The sequence below is a fragment of the Iodobacter sp. BJB302 genome (assembly GCF_002735645.1).
Lineage (GTDB): Bacteria > Pseudomonadota > Gammaproteobacteria > Burkholderiales > Chitinibacteraceae > Iodobacter.
In genome coordinates this window covers 1-17,049 of record NZ_PDZG01000089.1, presented here as the reverse complement: position 1 = coordinate 17,049, position 17,049 = coordinate 1, and the positions used below count along the sequence as shown (strand labels likewise).

At 48.2% G+C, this 17,049-nt stretch carries 18 protein-coding genes, 2 tRNA genes and 1 pseudogene; 7 read left to right on the top strand and 14 right to left on the bottom strand.

Going from position 1 to position 17,049, the window contains the following annotated elements; genetic code table 11:
• The 5 genes and pseudogenes from CSQ88_RS19990 to CSQ88_RS19970 all read right to left on the bottom strand — a co-directional run.
• A pseudogene (locus tag CSQ88_RS19990) lies at nucleotides 1-319 on the bottom strand (IS3 family transposase); the annotation flags it as partial.
• Between the two features lie 96 nt (nucleotides 320-415).
• Complete coding sequence (locus tag CSQ88_RS19985) at nucleotides 416-685, bottom strand: hypothetical protein (RefSeq protein ID WP_099399837.1); 270 nt, start codon at nucleotides 683-685, stop codon at nucleotides 416-418.
• A gap of 345 nt (nucleotides 686-1,030) precedes the next feature.
• Nucleotides 1,031-1,106: transfer RNA gene (locus CSQ88_RS19980), tRNA-Thr, on the bottom strand.
• 48 nt (nucleotides 1,107-1,154) lie between these two features.
• Nucleotides 1,155-1,230 (bottom strand) — tRNA-Thr (locus CSQ88_RS19975).
• Nucleotides 1,231-1,282: 52 nt separating this feature from the next.
• Entirely contained in the window at nucleotides 1,283-2,305 is a 1,023-nt protein-coding gene (locus CSQ88_RS19970) for a CDP-6-deoxy-delta-3,4-glucoseen reductase (RefSeq protein WP_099399836.1), read from the bottom strand.
• A gap of 11 nt (nucleotides 2,306-2,316) precedes the next feature.
• Here CSQ88_RS19970 and CSQ88_RS19965 point away from each other — a divergent pair, with 11 nt between their 5' ends.
• Entirely contained in the window at nucleotides 2,317-3,207 is an 891-nt protein-coding gene (locus CSQ88_RS19965) for an NAD-dependent epimerase/dehydratase family protein (RefSeq protein ID WP_099399835.1), read from the top strand.
• Between the two features lie 47 nt (nucleotides 3,208-3,254).
• On the opposite strand, the gene CSQ88_RS19960 is transcribed toward CSQ88_RS19965, so the two are convergent.
• The 9 genes from CSQ88_RS19960 to CSQ88_RS19920 all read right to left on the bottom strand — a co-directional run bounded on the left by CSQ88_RS19960 (nucleotide 3,255) and on the right by CSQ88_RS19920 (nucleotide 11,052).
• Nucleotides 3,255-4,010 (bottom strand): flagellar brake protein, encoded by a 756-nt coding sequence (locus tag CSQ88_RS19960; RefSeq protein ID WP_099399834.1) that lies wholly within the window; start codon nucleotides 4,008-4,010, stop codon nucleotides 3,255-3,257.
• A gap of 20 nt (nucleotides 4,011-4,030) precedes the next feature.
• A complete protein-coding gene (locus CSQ88_RS19955) occupies nucleotides 4,031-4,600 on the bottom strand; it encodes an SCO family protein (protein WP_099399833.1) in 570 nt (189 codons plus the stop codon).
• Nucleotides 4,601-4,613: 13 nt separating this feature from the next.
• On the bottom strand, nucleotides 4,614-5,324 hold the full coding sequence (bioD, locus tag CSQ88_RS19950; protein WP_099399832.1) for a dethiobiotin synthase: 711 nt from the start codon (nucleotides 5,322-5,324) through the stop codon (nucleotides 4,614-4,616).
• Nucleotides 5,321-6,217, bottom strand: coding sequence for a malonyl-ACP O-methyltransferase BioC (gene bioC / locus CSQ88_RS19945; protein ID WP_099399831.1), 897 nt, complete (start codon nucleotides 6,215-6,217; stop codon nucleotides 5,321-5,323). The genes bioD and bioC overlap by 4 nt, the downstream gene beginning before the upstream one ends.
• Nucleotides 6,218-6,369: 152 nt before the next feature.
• Nucleotides 6,370-7,011, bottom strand: a complete 642-nt coding sequence (locus CSQ88_RS19940) for a DedA family protein (RefSeq protein ID WP_099399830.1) — start codon at nucleotides 7,009-7,011, stop codon at nucleotides 6,370-6,372.
• Between the two features lie 161 nt (nucleotides 7,012-7,172).
• Nucleotides 7,173-8,108, bottom strand: a complete 936-nt coding sequence (secF, locus tag CSQ88_RS19935) for a protein translocase subunit SecF (RefSeq protein WP_099399839.1) — start codon at nucleotides 8,106-8,108, stop codon at nucleotides 7,173-7,175.
• A 15-nt stretch (nucleotides 8,109-8,123) separates the two neighbouring features.
• Entirely contained in the window at nucleotides 8,124-9,935 is a 1,812-nt protein-coding gene (gene secD, locus CSQ88_RS19930; RefSeq protein ID WP_099399829.1) for a protein translocase subunit SecD, read from the bottom strand.
• Between the two features lie 66 nt (nucleotides 9,936-10,001).
• The gene (gene yajC, locus CSQ88_RS19925) at nucleotides 10,002-10,328 is read right to left on the bottom strand and encodes a preprotein translocase subunit YajC (protein WP_099399838.1); all 327 of its coding nucleotides are present in this window, start codon (nucleotides 10,326-10,328) and stop codon (nucleotides 10,002-10,004) included.
• Between the two features lie 271 nt (nucleotides 10,329-10,599).
• Nucleotides 10,600-11,052, bottom strand: a complete 453-nt coding sequence (locus CSQ88_RS19920) for a bacteriohemerythrin (protein ID WP_099399828.1) — start codon at nucleotides 11,050-11,052, stop codon at nucleotides 10,600-10,602.
• 280 nt (nucleotides 11,053-11,332) lie between these two features.
• On the opposite strand from CSQ88_RS19920, the gene prmA reads away from it, so the two are divergent.
• The 6 genes from prmA to CSQ88_RS19890 all read left to right on the top strand — a co-directional run bounded on the left by prmA (nucleotide 11,333) and on the right by CSQ88_RS19890 (nucleotide 16,891).
• Nucleotides 11,333-12,220 carry a 50S ribosomal protein L11 methyltransferase gene (gene prmA / locus CSQ88_RS19915; protein WP_099399827.1) on the top strand — a complete coding sequence of 296 codons (888 nt, stop codon included), beginning with the start codon at nucleotides 11,333-11,335 and terminating at the stop codon, nucleotides 12,218-12,220.
• A 5-nt stretch (nucleotides 12,221-12,225) separates the two neighbouring features.
• On the top strand, nucleotides 12,226-13,359 hold the full coding sequence (locus tag CSQ88_RS19910) for a DUF3426 domain-containing protein (RefSeq protein WP_099399826.1): 1,134 nt from the start codon (nucleotides 12,226-12,228) through the stop codon (nucleotides 13,357-13,359).
• A gap of 76 nt (nucleotides 13,360-13,435) precedes the next feature.
• Nucleotides 13,436-14,017 (top strand): thiol peroxidase, encoded by a 582-nt coding sequence (gene tpx / locus CSQ88_RS19905; protein ID WP_143449535.1) that lies wholly within the window; start codon nucleotides 13,436-13,438, stop codon nucleotides 14,015-14,017.
• A 163-nt stretch (nucleotides 14,018-14,180) separates the two neighbouring features.
• Entirely contained in the window at nucleotides 14,181-14,678 is a 498-nt protein-coding gene (tpx, locus tag CSQ88_RS19900) for a thiol peroxidase (RefSeq protein WP_099399825.1), read from the top strand.
• A 452-nt stretch (nucleotides 14,679-15,130) separates the two neighbouring features.
• Entirely contained in the window at nucleotides 15,131-15,913 is a 783-nt protein-coding gene (locus CSQ88_RS19895; RefSeq protein WP_099399824.1) for a DUF3025 domain-containing protein, read from the top strand.
• A gap of 402 nt (nucleotides 15,914-16,315) precedes the next feature.
• A complete protein-coding gene (locus tag CSQ88_RS19890) occupies nucleotides 16,316-16,891 on the top strand; it encodes a PEP-CTERM sorting domain-containing protein (RefSeq protein ID WP_180273746.1) in 576 nt (191 codons plus the stop codon).
• The last annotated feature ends 158 nt before the right edge of the window (nucleotides 16,892-17,049 follow it).

Below are 17,049 nucleotides of genomic sequence, written 5' to 3'. Positions count from 1 at the left end.
GCGCCTGAATGGAGAGATCGCGCCATTGTTTCACTTGCTCCGGGAATAAACCCTTGGCACGACAATATTCGCTGAGCTCGATTTCGGACATGGCAATGGTCTCGACGACCACGGCAAAGCGGGTTTGGGCAGACCAGTTTTCACTGCTGCGATGATGTTCGGGCACGGAGCGGCCCTCCTGGCGAAGTTGATTGCGCCAATTGTACAGCGTGGCTTCGGAGAGGTTTTCTTGCAATGCCAACTGCCGGATGCTGATTGGATAAGGAGCAAGCATTTTGCTTAAAATGGCATCTTTACGAGCCTTGGGAATACGCGACATGATAAGTAACCAGCCCCCTGAGTAAGTTAGAATCCCTGAAAAGGGAGTATCTCAACTATCCTGACACAGGGGGGTCGCGCGGTCGGTTGCCACATACTAGTCACTGCGCGTCTCTTCATCAGGCATTTTGGGCAAATGTTTGATTTCAATGTGCAGGTAACCTGGCTCGTAATCTTTAAATGTTTTGACCTCTTTTTGCTCGGACTCATCCTTAGAGATTAAGGCCTTGAGGTCGTTGAGACCATGACGTTTGAAACAGCGATAAATGCCTGCGCGTGATGCGGCAGGGTTAATGAATTCGTGGGTAATGACGACCATATCATCCAGCGATAGTAACAGTAAGCGCCGCAGCTCCACCACGATCATTTCTTACGCGAGGCTGTGGGTGGTTTGCAGGTTGTGCGGACGGTGTGACAAGTCGTGTGCTTGGCTGCGCGATTTCCACTTTTTAGCGGTGGCTTTGGTCTTATTATAGAGGTTGGCCAAGGCATGAGCAAAAGGGATGAAGCTTGCATTTCAGCCTTCACACGAGGCGCTGTGCGGGCTTGTGTGTGATTTTGCTCAGGTGATACCTTGAGTGAAAGGGATTGAATCAGATCATGCATGACTTCTCTGGCAAGAAACAAGGGCCAGCTACGAATAGGAGCATGATTACCCGAAACCCGGTATGAGAAAAGGGTTAGCAATTGCTTGCTAACCCTTTGATTTTACTGGTGCCGACGGCAGGAATCGAACTCGCGACCCCCTGATTACAAGTCAGGTGCTCTACCAACTGAGCTACATCGGCATAAACTTTTACAACGCCTAATTATCTTAGGTTTTACTACTGTAATACTGGTGCCGACGGCAGGAATCGAACTCGCGACCCCCTGATTACAAGTCAGGTGCTCTACCAACTGAGCTACATCGGCAACGGCACGCAGAATAATTCATCACGCTTATTAAGGCAAGCCTTAATCTTAACTATTTCGCTAAGTCCTTGGAAGTAAAGAAGGCATCAGAGAAAAATTCATCATTTGGCAAACCGCGTGAAACACAATGCGTGTACGCCGCCTCTACCATCACCGGAGCACCACAGGCATACACTTGGTAGCCTTCGAGATTAGCAAAGTCATTCATCACGGCTTCATGCACCAGCCCGGTACGGCCATTCCATGCATCTGCATCGCTAGGCTCAGACAAAACAGGAATAAAAGTGAAGTTTGAATGCATTTGCTGCCATTTGGACGGCAGCTCAGGCATATAAATATCGGCCAGAGTGCGTGCGCCCCAGTACAGAACGATTTCGCGCTGAATGCCATTATTAAAAGCGTGCTCCAGGATACCCTTGATCGGCGCAAAGCCGGTACCGGTCGCAATCAGTAAAATCGGCTTATCGCTGTCTTCACGCAAGAAGAACGAGCCCAAAGGGCCGGTAAAGCGCATGATTTCGCGCTCTTTCATGGTGTTCCATACGTAATCAGAAAACTCGCCGCCCGCTACATGGCGAATATGCAGCTGCAGGTATTCAGCATTATGCGGCGCATTGGCAATCGAGAATGAGCGTTTTTTGCCATTTTTAGTGTGGATATCAATATATTGCCCGGCTAAAAAGGCCAGTTTTTCGCTGCTTGGCAATTTAAGCGATATCACGGCCACATCGTGTGAGACTTTATCTATGGTCTGCACACGGCATGGCAGGGTTTTAATCTGAATATCTTTGCTGGCAGTCACTTCTTTGCATTCAATTGTGATGTCTGCATCAGTGCTGGCGCAGCAAAACAGCGCATAGCCGTTTTCACGCTCCATTGCGGATAAAGCGCTTTCAGCATGATCGCCGTGAGTCACTTCGCCAGTAATCACTTTGCCTTTACACGAGCCACATGCGCCATTTTTGCAGCCGTAAGCCATATTAAAGCCGCCGCGCATAGCAGCGTCTAAAATAGTTTCATTATCATTCATGGCGATTTGCTGGCCACTTGGTAGAATAGTAAGTTGCTTGCTCATTGCGATCCGCTATGCGAAAAAATCGATTACTTATTATAGGGTGCGGCGATGTACTCATCCGCGCCCTGCCTTGGTTAACTCAACGTTTTAAAGTCTATGCCACGGCGCGAAGCGCTGAAGCGGCAGCCAGGCTGCGTGAGCTTGGGGTCATTTCTGTGCTTTGCGACTTAGACCATGCAGCAAGCCTTAAGCGCTTATCCGGCCTTGCCCGCTGGGTGGTTTACAGTGCACCGCCAGCAGGCGATGGTGCGGATGATGTGCGCTGCAAGCGCTTTATTGCCAAAATGGAGCGCTACACAGGTTTCGATAAGTCAGCGATTCTAACACCTCGTCACCTTGCCTACATCAGCACCAGTGGCGTTTATGGAGATTGCAAGGGTGAATGGGTAGCAGAAACCCGGCCCCTCTCTGCGCAATCAGCCAGAGCGATTCGCCGGGTAGCGGCTGAAAGCAGCTTAAAAGCATGGGCCAGATCACAAAAGATCAAGCTGGCCATTTTGCGCGCCCCAGGCATTTACGCCAAAGAGCGCTTACCTGTGCAGCGCATTATGCAGGCCACACCGGCACTGATCAGAGAGGAAGACAGCTGGTCTAATCATATCCACGCCGATGATTTAGCCCGCGCAGTGAGTATTGCGCTGTTTCGCGGCAAACCATTACGCGCCATTAATGTGGCGGACGATCAGCCGCATAAAATGGGTGATTATTTTGATCAGGTTGCCGATTTTATTGGCCAGCCCCATCCGCCGCGGATTAAACGCGAGGAAGCCCCGGCGGTATTATCTGCCAGCTTAATGTCATTTTTAAATGAATCAAGACGGCTGAAAAATAGCCGCCTAAAGAAAGAACTCAGGCTGCAATTAAAATGGCCCACGACTGGGCAATTTCTGCAGCAGCAATAAAAAAAAGGGCGATTTATTTCGCCCTTTTTTTATTTAAAGCCGGGACATTATCCGGTTAAAGCTTTTCTTTCGGCTTCCAGCTGCGCCATTAAGCGCTGGATATTCGCTTCGGTTTGCCTTGGCAAATTAACAAACTGACAGCCCATCATCCATGCAAATTGCCCTGGCCTTTGCTCCAGCTGGCGTAATGAGCGCACTTCAAAATTAAGCTTCAGAATTCCGGCGGGGCCAAAATCAAAAGAGACATCATTATAAACATTGCCCCTTTCAATTAAGGGCTTCAGCTCATCAGGTACCCATGCACCAATACCCCCTAAAGAAACATCATGCAAATTAACCCACTCACGCGCACCATTTGCAAAAGTCATCTGGCAGCGATAAGGCCGAGCAACAGGTGTAGGCAGCCGGTAATATTCGCGGCGTTGCAGCTTAATTAAATCAGCAGGAAAAGCAGCAGTTAAAGCGGGGCCACCTTCGTGTTTACAATTACGCACAATACCCACGGCAAATTGTATTTTTACGCCGTCGGGGATGGCCAGCACCAGGGAGCGGGCAGAATTAAGTAAAACCTGATTGGTTTCGGCATGACCGCCCACATCAAAAATAAAGGTTTTACCTTTAATATCCACTTCCAGAATACGGGATAAAATCAGCTCCCGGCCTTCATTCACATAGATGGTAATAAATGTTCCACGCTGCGCCAGCGTGCGCAGCACTGCGCCAATCTCCATCGGGGCCGTGATCCGATAAGCCTCAATATCTTCACCATCCGGAATCGGACTTACTTGCTCGCTTTCACCCACGGATTTCTCGCCTTCATTAATTATTCATTAAGCAAAAGTGTTAAATCATGCACAAATACACTTGCACCCGCACCATAGCTTACCATTACACGCGGTTTGCCGTTTTTATCCAGCAAATAACTGCCGGCACTATGATCCACGGTGTAATCGCCACTGCCGCTTACCTGCTTTTGATAAATGATTTTATAACGGCCAGCGATCTCTGCTAATTGCTCCGGCGTGCCATATAAACCTAAAAACCTTGAATCAAAAGCGGGTACATACTGACTTAATACTTCTTTTGTGTCTCTTTCCGGATCAACAGAAACAAACAAAACCTGAACCTGATCTGCTTTTTTACCCAATTGCTGCATTGCATTTTTTAATTCAATCATTGTGGTCGGGCAAACATCAGGGCAATGAGTATATCCAAAAAACACCACTACAATTTTATCTCTAAAATCGGCTAAAGAGCGCGTTTTACCCGAATGATCACTTAAAGTAAACTCGCCGCCTAAACTACTGCCACTAATATCGCTGCCCTGAAACTGAGGCTTGGAACAAGAAGTCAAAAAAACCAGACATAAAACACACCACAGAGCCTTAAACATCAGCTTGATCCTTTCAATTATTTATAGTGCGCTTTGCACCCGCTCTACAAGCAATTGCCGCTATTGATTGAGCAGGTAAAGCCTGATCCTGGGCCTGCGGGCTATAAGCGATTTCAGCCAGCAAAGGGGCAGGCAAATGCGTTTGCAGATATTGCACATTCTCGGCATAGCGCGGCATTACTGAATCAGGCTGATTAGCAATCCACCCAGCTAATGGCAAACCTGCAGCTAAAATGGCTTTGGCGCTCAGCATGGCATGATTTAAACATCCCAAACGCATGCCGACCACTAAAATCACCGGTGCTTGCAAACGTGTGGCTAAATCGGCCATGGATGCGTCTTCTGACAAAGGCGCAAACCAGCCGCCCGCGCCTTCCACCAGCACCACATCCGCCAGCGCCTGCAGCGCATTTGCGGCGCTCACCATCAAATCCAAATCTAAAGCCTGACCTACATCTTTGGCCGCCAAATGGGGCGAAACAGGGGCCTCAAACAAATAGGGGCAGGCCAGATGAGGGGGGGCAGAGATATTCGATGCTGCGGCGTGTGCTGCCACATCGCTATTCCAAAGCTGGCCATTACGCCACTCGCAGCCTGCCGCCACCGGTTTCATGCCCACAGCCGATTGGCCGCCTGCCACAAAAGCACGCAAAAGCTGGGCCGTGGCAATGGTTTTACCAACGTCGGTATCGGTGCCTGTCACAAAATACATTAGCCCGCTCATGACTGGCGTGGCCTGAATTCAATAATCTGGCTACCATCGGCATTCTTTCTGGCAGGCCGGGTAAGCGGCTTCCATGCATGGCCGTAAACCACTTCGTAGGTACAAGGTAGCAGGCCATCGCGCCTGAATGTTTCGTATTTAGCCACAATTTTTTGCCAGGCTGCTTTGCCTAACATGCCCCGTGAGCGCCCTTCTGCCACATTGTGCGCGCCGATATCTTTTAAATCCTGCATGATGGCCTTGGCACTATCGTAAGTCATGGTAAGGTATTCCATATCCATCACCGGCGTGCTCAGACCATTTTTGACCAAAGCATCGCCCAGATCGTGCATATCGATAAAGCGGTTCACATGCTCTTTATCATCCATCGCAGCAAAAGATGCGCGCAGCTCTTTAAGCGTATCCGGGCCAAGGGTAGAAAACATCAGTAAACCACCAGGCTTTAAAACACGGGTGAATTCTGCAAATGCAGCATCCGGCTCATTACACCATTGCAAGGTCAGGCTGGACCAAATCACATCGACCGATTCATCTGCCAGCGGCAGCGATTCAATATCAGCACACAGATAGGCCGCGCCCTGGCCACGCAAGCTGGCCCAGAGCTTTTTAAAGCCACCACCCTCTTTGGCTCTGGCCACCTGTAACATGCCCGGCGCTAAATCCAGCTCTATCAACCGGGCGTCTTTATAAAGGGTTTGCAATTGCGGCGCACAATAGCCTGTACCGCAGCCAGCATCTAATACAGTAAGGGGATTAACCTTGATGTAATCCAAACGCTCAAACATACGATCCGCTACTTCGCGCTGCAAAACAGCGGCCGCATCGTAGCTTGTTGCTGCTTTATCAAAAGCGGCCCGCATGGCCGCTTTTTCGGTATGAAAGGATTTGCTCATTGAGTCCTTGTAACACGTTTACAGCGATATCAAATAACACCGGATCACATCAGAGCCATCCGGCTTAAACCAGGATGCAAAACACCACACGCTTGCAATCTGATCTGCATCAGCAGCGAAACAGGCGTGTAAAACACCTGCAACCGGCCTGCTTATGCTTCTTTTTTAGCAAATTTCATTTTAAAAAATTCAATCACCACCGGCATGGCCGGAATTAAAACCAAGGCAATGGCAATAGAGCCGATATTTTTGGCAATAAACGGAATACCGCCCAGGAAATAACCGGCGTAAAGCAGGGAAACCACCCAAACTGCTGCGCCAATAAAATTAAACATTAAAAAGCGGTGATAGCTCATTTCTGCCATGCCGGCCACAAAGGGTGCAAAGGTACGAACAATCGGCACAAAACGCGCCAGGATAATCGTTTTACCACCATGCTTTTCATAAAAAGCATGGGTCTTTTGTAAATAATCCTGGCGAAATATTTTAGAATCTTTATTGGCAAACAATTTATGCCCAAAATAACGGCCAATAGTGTAATTCACTGCATCCCCTAATACCGCCGCAGTAAATAATAAACCCATCAGCACATACAGATTCATATGCCCGCCACCGGCCAGCATCCCTGCAACAAACAAGAGCGAATCACCCGGCAGAAAAGGCATCACCACCACACCAGTTTCTACAAAAATAACGGCAAATAATAGTGCATAAACCCAGCTGCCATATTGGGCAATAATCTGGGCCAGATAGACATCTAAATGCAAAAAAACATCAACTGGATTGAATTCCATACCTGCTCTCCTTAGAGGCAAAAACACCCGGGATATGAATCATCACCGAATGGCATGCCCGGGCTATTTACCCGGGCGGGGGATTATTTTGCTATGGCTGGCTTAACATAAAAACGCCGACGAAATACTCGTCGGCGTAGGGTTAAGCGCTGGAAAAAACCTTAAACCACAGCTTCTTCTTTAATTCTGACAGGTTTCACCATATTTTCGCGTGTGACACCCAGCATCAGTAAAAGAGGCGACGCCACCAGAACCGATGAATAGATACCAAACACAATACCAATGGTCAGCGCCATTGCAAAACCATGCAGCGCAGCACCACCAAAGATCAGCATGGATAAGACCATGCATTCGGTAGAGCCGTGGGTAATGATCGTACGGCTGATCGTCGCGGTAATCGCGTTATCAATCACTTCCGGCACTGTTTTACCGCGCAGATTAGGCTTGCGGAAGTTTTCACGAATCCGGTCAAACACCACCACAGATTCATTCACCGAATAACCCAGCACAGCCAGAATACCTGCCAGCACGGTTAAAGTGAACTCCCACTGAAAAAGTGCGAAGCAGCCCAAAATAATGACCACATCGTGCATATTCGCGATCACGGCCGATACCGCAAACCGCCATTCAAAACGAACAGCCAGGTAAGCAATAATGCCAAGGCAAACCAGCAAAATCGCCGTTGCACCATGAGAAACCAGCTCGCTGCCTACAGAAGGACCGATAAACTCAACTTTACGCAGCTCAACATCAGCGCGATCCGTTTTAAGTAAATTCAGCACTTCATTTGACAACTGTGCACTGGTTTTAGTTTTGATATTTGGCAGACGTACCATCACATCGCGCGTGGTACCCAAAGACTGAACCTGCGCTTCGCCATACTTTAATCCGTCCACTTTTTCGCGAACCTGATTTAAGTCTACAGATTGTGCGTAGCGCAGCTCCATGACTGTACCGCCGGTAAATTCCACGCCCAGATTCAGGCCCTTCATCACCAGAAACGCGACAGCCAAAACAAAGGTTGCCAGCGAAATAGCCGTTGTGAGCTTACCGTAGCTCATAAACGGAATATCACGCTTTACATGAAAAAATTCAATCATTGCGATGCACCCTTACACAGCCAGCGTCGAAACACGACGGCCGCCATAAATGAGGTTAATGATGCCGCGAGAAACAAACACCGCGCTGTACATCGACGTTAAGATCCCGATGCAATGCACCCACGCAAAACCACGTACCGCACCCGAGCCAAAAATCAGCAGGGCCAGACCCGCAATCAGGGTAGTGACGTTGGAATCTAAAATCGTAGCAAAAGCATGTTCATAACCATTGCTGATGGCGGCCTGAGGGGTCATCCCCAGACGCAGCTCTTCACGAATCCGTTCGTTAATCAACACATTTGAGTCAATCGCCATACCCAGGGTAAGAGCAATCGCCGCAATACCCGGCAGCGTTAAGGTCACGCCCAGCAAGGACAACATCGCCAGCAGGAATAATAAATTCCCCGCTAGGGAAATGGCCGATACCACACCAAATACGCGGTAATAAACCATCATAAACACGGCAATCGCAAGGAAACCGTAAAGCGTGGAGTTGAAGCCCTTGCTGATATTGTCTTTACCCAGGCTTGGGCCAATGGTGCGTTCTTCAACAATATTCATAGGCGCTGCCAATGAGCCAGCGCGTAACAGCAGCGCTGTATCGTTCGCTTCTGCAACACCCATCGAGCCGGAGATCTGCACACGGCCACCGCCAATTTCAGAGCGGATCACTGGAGCCGTCACCACTTCGCCCTTGCCTTTTTCAACCAGCACCATGGCCATACGCTTACCAATGCTTTCTTTAGTCAGCGTTTTAAAGATGGCTGCGCCAGTAGAATCAAGGTTGATGTGCACAGCTGCTGAGTTCTGATCATCAAAGCCCGCTTGTGCGTCATTGATATTATCGCCAGTCAGCTCAACTTCTTTCTTCACCAAGATAGGACGATTCTGGCCATCATTGCCGCGCTCACTCAACAGCTCAAAGCCTGCAGGCACATTGCCATTGAGAGCTTCAGACATTTTAGCCTGATCGTCTTCCACCATACGCACTTCCAGCGTGGCAGTACGGCCCAGAATGTCTTTTGCCTTTGAAGTATCCTGCACGCCCGGCAATTGCACCACGATACGGCCTTCGCCCTGCTGCTGAATCACCGGCTCAGCCACACCCAGCTCGTTCACACGATTATGCAAGGTGGTAATGTTTTGCTTCACAGCATCGTTTTTCAGCTGCTGCAGTGCGGCAACAGAATAAGAAATCACAATTTTGTTATCGCGAATATCAATCTGGCGCTGTTGCAGAACCTGACGCAAGGCTTTTGCAGCGGCCTGAGTGGTTTCCTCATCACGCAGCTGAACTTCAACGCTGTCGCGGGTTGCAACAATCCGGCCATAGCGAATTTTCTTTTCTTTTAATTCACGACGCACATCGCCTGCGGTTTTTTCCAGCGCCTTATCTACGGCCGCCTTCATATCCACTTCAAGCAAGAAATGCACACCACCGCGCAAATCCAGACCCAGCGACATCGGCTTAGCGCCAATGCGGGTCAACCAAGACGGGGTATCTGATAACAGATTTAAAGCCACACTGTAATCGTCGCCCAGTTTGGCTTGTAAAAGATCTTTGGCCTTAAGCTGAACATCAGTGTCTTTAAAACGAAACTTCACTGAATTGACATCAAGAAGCGCATCTTCAATTTTGACACCGGCGCTCTTTAAGATCGCTTCAGCATTTTGCTGTAGCGCAGCATCCACCTTTACCGTAGCGCGAACGCTGGCAATTTGTACTGCAGGGCTTTCACCAAACAGATTAGGCAGGGTGTAGAGCGCGGCCACAGCAACGGTCAGAATAATTAATAGGTATTTCCAAATCGGGTAGCGATTCATGGCAGGACCCAGAAATGCACAAAAGGCGGCGGGGTTGTTGTAACAACCACGGCCGCCTGATTGGCTTTACTTGTTATTTTTAATAGTGCCTTTTTCCAAACGAGCTGCAACAGCAGAACGTTGGAACAGGATTTCTACGCCATCGGCTAACTCAAGAGTGACATACTGCTCATTCACCTTGGTGATGCGGCCAACCATACCGCCGCTGGTTACAACTTCATCGCCTTTAGCCAGAGCAGCCAGCATGGCTTGTTGTTCTTTAGCGCGTTTTTGTTGTGGACGAATCAACATAAAATAGAACAAAACAAAAATCACGATCATTGGAAGAAAAGACATAAAGTCCATTCCTGGCGCCGGTGCGGCACCTTGGGCAAATGCGGGTGCAATGAACATATCGGGTCGGTTCCGTGTCAATAAAGCAAAGCGGCCCATTCTAGCCGCTGAACCACACAAAATCTACCCGGCTTTTTTGCCTTGAGTCATCAAAGCGACTTAAATGCGCCCGGCTTTACGCAGCGCCCGAGGGGCCACCGCTTTTTTGAAAAATAATACGGAACTTTAACCGCCAGCAAGGATCGCGCCACAAGCCCCCTGAGCCAAGGCTCGTTCTGACTTGATTCTGGCGCTAATTATCCTTGCCGTGGCCCAGGCAGGCCACGATTTTTTACTTTGCCCAGAAGCGTTCCAGCCAACTTTTTTTATGCCAGCTCGCCTGAGCACCCCGGGATAAAAAATGTTCGGTATAGCGCTTATCACCTTCAATAATGTGATGAGTCAGCCAGTTTCTGAGGAAATGCATCAGCTCAAAAGTGATGGCCTCTCCACCCAGTAAACGCGCTTGCAAGTCATTCATTTGTTTTATTAAATCTTCATGATGTTGCTTATGTGCATCGTAATCGGGATAACCCAAAATACGCATCAGGCTTTCTTCCACAGTAAAATGAGTTCGCGTGTAATCAGCCAGCCTGCCCAAAATATGCCCTGATGCCTCACTGCCATGATGCAGACGAATCGCATCATGCAATTCATTCAGCAAATCGATCAGCACTTTATGCTGCTCATCAATTTCCTGAATACCTACTGACAACTCATCACTCCATTCAAAAAAGACGGACATTTCGTGTTTCTCCCTATTTTATTTAAGAAGAATCTTGCAGACAAAATGCCACTCAAATATTGAGCCATATCAATTTTTGCATAAGCCTAGGGAAAGCCTGAACAAGATTTGACACTGTTTTTCTTAAGCTTCAGGCTGGAAAGATGGATTTTCTGTCATCAGAATACGGGCGTATCAGGCAAAATAAATAACGATAAAATCACCATAAACCGCAAAAGCGTTCTCAAAAGAAGGCTGGAATGCGACAATACGGCAGAGAACTCCTATTAGGTAAGAAAAAATGCCCTGGCAAGAACTACGCATCACGACTGAATCATCCCAAGCAGAACGCTTTTCCGACGCACTTTTTGATCTGGGCGCTTTGTCCGTGAGTGTTGAAGATGCTGCTGCGGGCACAGATGCAGAAAAGCCCATCTTTGGAGAGCCGGGCGAGCCCGTCGATCAGATGTGGGAAAACAGCGTGGTCCTCGCTCTTTTTGATGAAGATACCGATACCAGCCTGATTGTCACCGCGGCCAGTAATGCACTGAAAATAGCGATTCCCCCTTACGATGTGGTGCGTGTTGAAGAACAAGACTGGGTACGCCTGACCCAATCGCAATTTAACCCCATCCCTATTTCTGACCGCCTCTGGATCACCCCCACCTGGCATGAATGTCCTGATGCAGGTGCGATCAGCATTCAGCTTGATCCGGGCCTGGCTTTTGGTACGGGCAGCCACCCAACGACGCGTCTTTGCCTGAAATGGCTGGACAGCAATCTGGCCGGCGGCGAGAAATTACTCGATTATGGCTGTGGATCGGGGATTTTAGCGATTGCCGGGATTAAGCTCGGTGCTGCCTCGGCTGCCGGCGTGGATATTGACCCGCAAGCCATGACCGCATCACGGCAAAATGCAGAACAAAATGCAGTTGAAGTCGCATTTTACCTGCCGGATGCAGAGCCCGCAGACACCTACGATGTGGTAATTGCCAATATTCTGACTAATCCGCTCAAGGCCTTAGCACCAATGCTGGCTGCTAAAGTAAAAATCAATGGTCGCATTGCTTTGTCCGGCATTCTGGCCGAACAGGCAGACGATGTGATCGCTATTTACAGCCAATGGTTTGCCATGAACGCGCCGCAAACCGAAGACGGCTGGGTCTGCTTATCAGGTATTCGTAAATAAACCGCATGAACGATATTACCCGTTGCCCAAACTGCCAAACCGCTTTTCGTGTAACGGAAGCGCAGCTGCAAGCCCACCGCGGCAAGGTTCGCTGTGGGCGCTGCGCCTTTGTTTTTAATGCCACTGAGTGCCTGGAAAGCGACACAGAGTCTGCCACTTTAGCCACGGGAACGACACCCGCGCCTGTTGCCGCTCCTGCCGCACCAGCGCCTCAGCCTCCCGCCACGCCGGTCAGCCCTAAAACCGCCCAGGACAAGCCTCAGCTCAGCCTTGAGCCTCAGCCTCAGCCTCAGCCTCAGCCTCAGCCTCAGCCTCAGCCTCAGCCTCAGCCTCAGCCTCAGCCTCAGCCTCAGCCTCAGCCTCAGCCTCAGCCTCAGCCTCAGCCTCAGCCTCAGCCAGCAGAGCATGCCCGGCCCAAACGTATCGTGCCAACCCCTCCGGCTGCAGAGCCTGCAGTTGATTTTGCAACAATGGGCTTAACGGTAAAAAGTGATTTCGGGCCAGCCGAAGAGCCCTTCGCACCCACAGAATTTCTGATCGAAGCAGAGCCAGAACCTGAAAATAAGACTGAACACCCTGCAGAGCCAGAAACACATCACAGCTACCGCCCGATTTATACCGAAGCAGATGAAACACTGCTTGATGTTCAACCTGCCCGTTCACGCTGGCAGGGTGTGTGGATTGCGGCCTGCCTGATTCTGATTTTCAGCTTTGCGGCACAGCTTGCTTACCAGCAGCGCACAAATATATCGATGGAATTCCCATGGATGCGCCCCAAGCTGATTGCGGCCTGCCAGGCCTTAGGCTGCAGCATGCCCTTGCCTGAAAACGCAGAAATGCTGCGTTCCGAATGGTCTGAGCTTAGCTATGTGCCTGAGTTTCCAAACATCATTCAGCTTAATGCTACTTTGCGTAATCTTGCTCAGTACGAGCAGGCTTTGCCCATGCTTGAAGTGACGCTGACCGATGATCAGGAAAAAATCGTCCTGAAGAAAGTATTTAAGCCCGCCGAATACCTAAGCAGCCATGATAAAAACAGGCTGAAATTTGACGCGCAAGATGATTTACGGGCTTTCCTGCAAATCGATTTAGGCGAGTTGCATTCAACTGCTTACTCCATTTATTGGTTTTATCCCTAGCTTTGTCTTGTATCGATAGCGGGACATTGCATTTAAAACTAATCTGTAAAATTCAATAAAACAGGCGGGATCGGTCATGGCCACTGTTTACTTAAACCATACTGAAATTAATGTCGGGGGCCAGTTCCCAGTTGTTGGCGAATATGCTCACAGCTTTTTATTAGTTGATTCCGGCATGATCGACGTGCCGCTCTCCCGTTTTGCCGGCAAACCTAAAATTATTGCCGTCATCCCCAGTATTGACAGCGAAATTGGCCTGATCATCGCCCGCCAGCTGGATCGCTTATCTGCGGACTGGCCAGACTGTGTCATCCTGGTCATCTCAGTGGATACGCCTTACGCCTTAAGCCGCGTGATGGAACAAGAACGCTTTCGCCGCGTTCAGCTGCTCTGCACCCTGCGTGGCCGGGATTTTCACAAAGACTACGGCGTAATGATCACAGATATTCCGCTTTCCGGCTTTATGGCCACGGCGCTGATAGGCTTAAATACTTACGATATTGTGATGTATAGCGAGCTGGTGTCTGATTTAAGCTTCGAGCCCGATTACGGCGCAATGGCAGAATGCTTGTTCCCGCCTGTTGAAGAAGAATCAGAACCCATCATTGACGATGCAGAGCAAATTGCCAAACTTGAGCGCTACGAGCCCAACAGCTGATCGTTGCAAGCCATGCATCAGTTATCCGAAAAAACCAGAATCTTTCTTTCCCAAGACGTTCATATACATACCTTGTTTGCTTTGCGCTTGCCTTCAGGTGTCGTAACAATAGATAATTGTTATTGCACTTAAAAAATGAATAGCCACACAACGGAGATTATTTATGTCTGCAGTGACTCTTGGCGGCAACGCCATCGAAATCAAAGGTACTTTCCCTAAGGTGGGCGACAAAGCTCATGACTTTAGCCTCGTTGCAAAAGATTTATCCGATGCCACACTGGCCACTTTTGCGGGCAAAAGAAAAATCCTCAATATTTTTCCAAGCGTTGATACCGGCGTATGTGCTGCATCGGTTCGTCGTTTTAACGAAACCGCTTCAGGCTTAGAAAATGCCGTTGTACTGTGCATTTCTGCTGATTTGCCATTTGCGCAAAGCCGTTTCTGCGGCGCCGAAGGCCTAGAAAACGTGATCAGCTTATCTACCATGCGTGGTCGTGAATTCTTAAGCAACTACGGCGTTGAAATTGTCAGCGGCCCATTAGCTGGCGTATCTGCCCGTGCCGTTGTGGTGCTTGATGAAAACAATCAGGTATTGCACGCAGAATTAGTTTCAGAAATCAAAGAAGAGCCAAACTACGCTGCTGCGCTGGCTGTTTTATAAGCCGCATCATTGCCATTAATTAAAGCAGCGCATTAGCCAGACTTTGCCTGCTGAAAAACACAAAGCCGCTTTATGCGGCTTTGTGTTTTGATCAGCGCCAATCCGGTTTAAAATGATCGCTCTGGTTAAAATTCTGCTAAGTTAAACACCCCATCAGCGTACTTTTCACATGCATGCCTTAGCTATTCTAATTTAATCATCAATACCCGCATAAGCTCAATTTAACACTGGCTTTTCAGTGCCAATACATCTTTTGTATTTCTAATTATATAAACTTTTATTATCCATAAATCTTTCAAATTAAAAACCACCTGAAAAAATATGCCCTATACGCGGGCCATCACAAAGATAAGACATAAACTCAGGTAAAAAAGACCAAACCATTTTTTAAAATACGTTACCTGGATCAGCCATCTGTGCTTATAATTCCCCATTTTCTGCACTAGCACGCAATGACTTCTCTCTGGCCCCTCGCATTTTTTGATCAACAAACCCCCTTCGCCCCCTTACTTAAGCAGATCAGGCAATTTAAACGCTTTCCCAGTCATGCAGACTGGGATGCCACGGGCTCGCTTGCCTGCAACCAGCAAGGCTTGCCTATTCGCTTTGTAGCGCCAGAAGTCATCACTGATTATTACGAAGTAGAAATCGCTAAAAATGGCTGTGTGGCGACCCGTGCCGACAACTGGCACGATTGCTTTAATGCGCTGGTCTGGGCTGCATTTCCCCAAAGCAAAGCGGCCATTACCGCACTGCATATGCGGCATTTCAGCCCGGATGGCCCACGCGGCACCGTTCGCGATGCGGCCACTTTATTCGATGAGTGCGGGCTGATCCTGCCCTATTGCGACGATGCACTGTTACAGCTATTAATTGATCATCAATGGCACACTTTATTTCACACACACCGTGCAGAATGGGGCGTAACAATAAATGCAATTTGCTTTGGCCATGCCAATTATGAAAACCTGCTCAATCCTTTTTTGGGGTTAACCGGAAAATGCTGGCCAATTAAAGTCAGTGCTGACTTCTTTGAAAAAGAAATCACAGAGCAATGCGCATGGCTGGATAAAAGACTGGCACAATTTCTTGACAGTGAGCAATTAAAAAAACCACGCCAGCTTCCCCCTCTGCCTTATTTGGGAATTCCACACTGGTGGCCGGAGCAAGGCGAAGAGTTTTATGCAAATACCAAATATTTCAGGCCTGCAAGAAAAACCATTCAAAAAAAATAAACAACCTATTTTTAAGCAAGGCTTGTTTATTACAAAAAATAATTGCGGAAACCCTTTTCACAACATATCTGCTCAACCCTCTTTTTTCATCAAAATTTAATCTGGTCCGGCTAGATTAGCATCTGGCCAGATGCCGCATTCAGATATATAAAATTAATATTTCAAACCAAATATTAGAAAACCATTAAATATAGCTTTAAAAACATATCTGCAACATCTTTTAAACAAGATTTATTGTAATAGCCGGGATCAGGGTATGATCCCTGGCCGCCGGATAAATAAATATTTATAACAATTTTAATAAATGGTCCGCCATAAATAAAAAAAATCCACGCGTTTTTCATCCCTGCTTATTTTGTATCTATACCCGCTAAGCTGTTTTAATACCGGAGAATGCCCGCAATGCGCTCATTTTTTTTTGCCTCAGCCCTTCTGCTCACGCTTTCCTTTGGGGCACAAGCCAATACAATTGACTTTGATACGGGCAGCGCAGACGAGCTTGTTGACTCATTTTATTCAGGGTTAAGATTCTCTGAGGCCCGCTTCGCAGAAAATTACGGACAACCGGGCTCTTCTGGCACTCTGGGTATAATCAGCAGCCAGGGCTATCAGTGGGATGCCAATAATCCGATATCTGTCTATTTTAAATATGGAATATCCAATTTCAGTATTGGTGTTTTAGATTTGGGCGTAAATGGCTTTACCATCAACGCTTATGATGAAAACAAACATTTACTTGGCAGTGAAACCAAATATGGCACGGGAACAGGAGAAGATTTTTACGATATCGTTTCTGTATCTTATTCAGACATCACGAGCATAGAGATGTATCAGGTAGGCAGTACTTTTGGCGATGGCATTATTTTAGACAATATGAGCTATATACCTGAGCCGATTCCTGAACCCGAAACCTACGCACTGATGGGGCTTGGCTTAGCGGCTTTGCTTGCACGGCGCCATTATCAGCTTAAAAAATAATCCGCCTAACAATAAAAAAAAGCCAAGCTTAATGAACTGCACCCCAAAAGTTGGACACCCGTCCATATTTTTGGGGTGTTTTTATGTCCAAGTACTCAACGCAATTCAAGCTCTCTGTCGTTCAGCAATATTTAACTGGCGAAGCAGGTATCAAAACG